4 protein-coding genes and 2 pseudogenes are annotated in these 4,756 nt (G+C 71.7%); all 6 read left to right on the forward strand.

Translation table 11 applies throughout. From position 1 onward, the window contains the following. A pseudogene (locus VF542_RS12255) lies at positions 1-709 on the forward strand (hypothetical protein); the annotation flags it as partial. A gap of 195 nt (positions 710-904) precedes the next feature. Next, positions 905-1,222: a 50S ribosomal protein L21 gene (gene rplU, locus VF542_RS12260; RefSeq protein ID WP_408651992.1), complete on the forward strand. Its 318-nt coding sequence runs from the start codon at positions 905-907 to the stop codon at positions 1,220-1,222. 4 nt (positions 1,223-1,226) lie between these two features. Next, positions 1,227-1,490 carry a 50S ribosomal protein L27 gene (rpmA, locus tag VF542_RS12265; protein ID WP_408651993.1) on the forward strand — a complete coding sequence of 88 codons (264 nt, stop codon included), beginning with the start codon at positions 1,227-1,229 and terminating at the stop codon, positions 1,488-1,490. A 189-nt stretch (positions 1,491-1,679) separates the two neighbouring features. Then, the gene (obgE, locus tag VF542_RS12270) at positions 1,680-3,155 is read left to right on the forward strand and encodes a GTPase ObgE (protein ID WP_408651994.1); all 1,476 of its coding nucleotides are present in this window, start codon (positions 1,680-1,682) and stop codon (positions 3,153-3,155) included. Beyond that, on the forward strand, positions 3,155-4,261 hold the full coding sequence (gene proB, locus VF542_RS12275; protein ID WP_408651995.1) for a glutamate 5-kinase: 1,107 nt from the start codon (positions 3,155-3,157) through the stop codon (positions 4,259-4,261). The genes obgE and proB overlap by 1 nt, the downstream gene beginning before the upstream one ends. 243 nt (positions 4,262-4,504) lie before the next feature. Continuing rightward, positions 4,505-4,756: pseudogene (locus VF542_RS12280) on the forward strand (pterin-4-alpha-carbinolamine dehydratase); the annotation flags it as partial.

Raw genomic sequence — 4,756 nt, forward strand, 5'->3', positions numbered from 1 at the left:
GATCGGCGCCGGGCTGCTCGAGGCGTTCAGCGAGACCTGCGAGCACTGCAAGGGCCGGGGCCTGATCGTGCACACCGAGCCGGTGCCGGAGAAGCGGTCGTCCGGGTCGTCCGGCGCGGCCAGCCAGGTCAAGGCGGTCGCGGCGGCGACCAACCTGCATGACAGTGCTGCCACCGGCAGCGCAGCGGGTTCCGCTGACCGTGATGAGCCGGCCAGCGGCCAGCCCGAGAACGCCCAGCCGGCCAGCGGCCAGCCCGAGAACGCCCAGCCGGAGAACGTCCAGCCGGAGAACGGCCAGCCCGAAGGCAGTCAGCCGGAGAACGGCCGCCCCGAGAGGAGGCGGGCCGGGCGGCGCAGGAGCGGCCGGGATGGGAGCAGCGCGGCCGAGGCCGGCCCAACGGTGAACGGTGCGGCCGGCTCGCCGGCGCCCGGCGGCGACGCGGCCCAGCAGACCGGCCAGCAGGCCGAATCAGCGACGGCACCTGCCCAACCGGCACCTGCCCAACCGGCACCTGCCCAGGCAGCACCCGCCGGACGGGCATCCGCCGGACGAGCACCCGTCGAGCCAACCGGGAACGAGGCCGGCCCGGCGGCGCCCGACCAGGGTGCCGGCCAGCCCGGCACCGCCCAGCCGGTGCGTCCCCGCCGCCGGCGGGCAGCGAGCCGGCCGGCCGGCCCGCCGGTGCCGGTCAGCGTTCCGGAGGGGTAGCCGCTTTGCCTGTAGGGCCGTCGTTGGCGTAATCTGTACAACGGCCCACAGCACGGCGGTGGGCCGTTCTGGTGTGTGGCCGCCGTAGCCGGCGGCAAGCGCACGCCGCGCCTGCACCAGCAAGGCCTTGCGCCTGAGGAACACCCCGAGAAACACCCGAGATTTCGATAGCTGTTCGACAGGAGTGGATTCGCGATGTACGCCATCGTCAAGACCGGCGGCAAGCAGTACCGGGTCGCCGTAGGTGACGTCGTGACGGTCGAGAAGCTCGACCTGGCCCCCGGCGCCAGCGTCGTGCTCCCCGCGATCCTGCTCGTCGACGGCGAGGACGTGACCACCGACGCGGCCGAGCTGGCCGCCGTCTCGGTGACGGGTGAGATCGTCGGCCCGGCGAAGGGCCCGAAGATCAAGATCCACAAGTTCAAGAACAAGACCGGCTACCACAAGCGCATCGGCCACCGGCAGAAGCTGTCGCAGGTCAGGGTCACCGGCATCGACAGCGGAAAGAAGTAGATCCATGGCACACAAGAAGGGCGCATCCAGCTCCCGCAACGGCCGCGATTCGCACGCCCAGCGACTGGGGGTCAAGCGCTTCGGCGGCCAGCTCGTCAGCGCCGGCGAGATCATCGTCCGGCAGCGTGGCACCAAGTTCCACCCGGGCGATCTGGTCGGCCGTGGCGGTGACGACACGCTGTTCGCCCTCGCGGCGGGCAACGTGCTGTTCGGCAGCCGGCGTGGCCGCAAGACCGTGAGCATCGTCCCGGTCCAGGTCGAGGTCTAGCCTCCGGGTTCGGCAGACGTTCACTCCGCTGGAGCGGGCACCGGGATTCCGGCGCCCGCTCCTTGCGTTACAGGTACCGGTCCACTCACGGACCACCTCGCCCGGCACGCCAGTCGCCGAGGGCCACCGGGCTCTTGGGAATCGGTGCCGGATGAGGACCAGCAGTCGAAAGAGAAGAGAGCACCCCGCGTGGTGAATTTCGTAGACCGAGTGGTGCTGCACGTGACCGCGGGCAACGGCGGCCACGGCTGTGCCTCGGTCCACCGGGAGAAGTTCAAACCGCTCGGCGGGCCAGACGGTGCCAACGGCGGCCGGGGCGGCGATGTCGTGCTGGTGGTGGACCCGCAGGTGCACACCCTGCTGGACTTCCATCACCACCCGCACCAGAAGGCGGGTAACGGCCGGCCGGGCGCGGGCAAGCACCGCAGCGGCGCCGACGGCGGGGATCTGGAACTTGCCGTGCCCAACGGCACCGTGGTGCATGCCGCGGACGGCAGCGTGCTGGCCGACCTCACCGGCGCCGGCCGTCGCTACGTGGTCGCGCACGGCGGCCGGGGCGGTCTCGGCAATGCCGCGCTGGCCTCGCCCCGGCGCAAGGCACCCGGCTTCGCGCTGCTCGGCGAGCCGGGGGAGGCCTTCGACGTCGTCCTGGAGCTGAAGTCGATGGCCGACGTCGGGCTGGTGGGCTTTCCGTCGGCGGGCAAGTCCTCGCTGATCGCGGCCATCTCCGCGGCCCGTCCCAAGATCGCTGACTACCCGTTCACCACGCTGGTTCCCAACCTGGGCGTGGTCAGTGCCGGTGAGACCACCTTCACCGTCGCCGACGTGCCCGGACTGATCCCCGGCGCCGCGCAGGGCAAGGGCCTGGGCCTGGACTTCCTGCGGCATGTCGAGCGGTGCGCGGTGCTGCTGCACGTCCTGGACTGCGCCACCCTGGAACCGGGCCGGGATCCGATCAGCGACCTGGAAGCCATCGAGGCGGAACTGGCCCAGTACCAGTCCAGCCTCGGGGACCTGCTGGACCGGCCGCGGCTGGTGGCGCTGAACAAGGTCGACATCCCGGAGGCGCGCGAGCTCGCCGACTTCGTCACCGAGGAGCTGACCGGGCGCGGCTACCGGGTCTTCGAGGTCTCCGCGGTCTCGCACGCCGGGCTCCGCGAGCTGACCTTCGCCCTGGCCGGGCTGGTCGAGGAGTTCCGGGCGAGCCAGGAGGCGATCCCGGCGGCCCGGATCGTGCTGAGCCCCAGGGCCGTGGACGACTCCGGATTCAGCGTGGAGCCCGATCCCGAGGAGCCCGGGGCATTCGTCGTGCGGGGTAGCAAGCCCGAGCGCTGGGTTCGCCAGACCCAGTTCGACAACGACGAGGCGGTCGGCTACCTGGCCGACCGGCTGGCCCGGCTGGGCGTCGAGGAGGAACTGGCCAAGCTGGGCGCGATGCCCGGGGCCACCGTGACGATCCTGGACTACGTCTTCGACTTCCAGCCCACCGCCGGACTGGCCGACGAGGAGTACTCGCCGACCCGTCGCGGGACCGACGACCGGCTGGACACCAGCAGCCGGCCCAATGCCGATGATCGGCTGGCTCTGAAGAAGTCCCGCCGGCTGCCCCTCAGCGATGAGGAGCTCCAGCTCGAGCTCGAGCGTACGGCCACCGAGCAGTCCTGATGGCCGGCGAGCGGATCGACCGGGCCGGGATTGCCGCCGCGCCGCGCACCGTGGTGAAGGTCGGCTCGTCCTCCTTGACGCACCGCGGCCGGTTGCAGCCCAGCCGGCTGGCCGCGCTGGTGGACGCCCTCGCCGCCCGGCGGGCCGCCGGCCAGCAGGTCGTGCTGGTGTCCTCCGGGGCGATCGCGGCCGGGCTGGCGCCGCTGGGCCTGACATCGCGCCCACGTGACCTGGCGACCCAGCAGGCCGCCGCCAGCGTCGGGCAGTTGCTGCTCGCCGAGCGGTACGCCACCTCGTTCGCACGGCACGGCCTGACCGTCGGCCAGGTGCTGCTGACGGCCGAGGACCTGCACCGGCGCGGCTCCTACCGCAACGCCGTCCGCACCCTGGAGCGGTTGCTGGCACTCGGGGTGATCCCGATCGTCAACGAGAACGACACCGTGGCCACCCACGAGATCCGTTTCGGCGACAACGACCGGCTGGCGGCACTGGTCGCGCACCTGGTGCGGGCGGACGCGCTGGTGCTGCTGTCCGACATCGACGGCCTCTACACCGACGATCCGCGCAAGCCCGGCGCGGTGCTGATCGGCGAGGTGACCGGGCCGCAGCAGCTGGCCACGGTCCGGGTCGCCGGCAGCGGTTCGGGCGTCGGCACCGGTGGCATGTCCACCAAGATCGACGCGGCGCAGATCGCCAGCGGGGCCGGCATTCCGGTGCTGCTGTCGCACGCCGACGCGGTCAGCGACGCGCTCGCCGGGGTCGGCGGCACCTACTTCGTGCCGCTCGGGCAGCGGACGGCCTCGCGGTTGCTGTGGCTGCGCCATGCCACCACGCCTCGTGGCCGGCTGCTGCTGGACTCCGGGGCCGTCACCGCTGTGGTGCGCAACCGGGCGTCGTTGCTGCCGGCCGGGATCACCGCGGTCACCGGCGACTTCGCGGCCGGCGACCCGGTGGAGCTCGCCGACCCGGCCGGCATGGTGGTGGCCCGCGGGCTGGTGGCCTTCGACAGCGAGGACCTTCCCGAGCTGCTCGGCAAGTCCACCCCGGACCTGCCCGCGGACCTTCGGCGCGAAGCCGTGCACCGGGACGATTTGATCATCCTGTAGGGCGACGAACCGGCTCGCGGCACGGCTCGCGAGAGGGCTCGCGACCCCGGGCGGAAGCACTGTGTAATCGCCTGATGACGGGCAGTTCGGCCCTCCTCGGCAGGGCTGCGATCGGCTGTGGACAGCCGGTGCCATCCGGTGTTGAAATGGGTTCACCAGCGCGTTTGCCGCGTGTTCTGACTGCCCTCACAGGCTGGAACGCGGCAATCGCCCCAGGTCACTCCATCTCAAGAAGGGCTTTTCATGGCATCTCGACTTAGGCGCCTGTTCGGCATCCTGTTCGTCATCCTCGGCCTCACCGTCGGCTCGATGAGCCCGGCAGTCGCCATCACCGGCGGCGAGCCGGACGGCAACCGTCACCCGAACGTCGGCCTGATCCTCTTCTACAGCCCGGACGGCCGGTTCCGTTGCACGGCGACGCTGGTCACGCCGACCGTTCTGCTCACGGCCGCGCACTGCACGGTCGACACCCTCGGCAAGACGCTGGTCGACTTC

It is taken from the genome of Jatrophihabitans sp., assembly GCF_036389215.1.
Lineage (GTDB): Bacteria > Actinomycetota > Actinomycetes > Mycobacteriales > Jatrophihabitantaceae > Jatrophihabitans_A.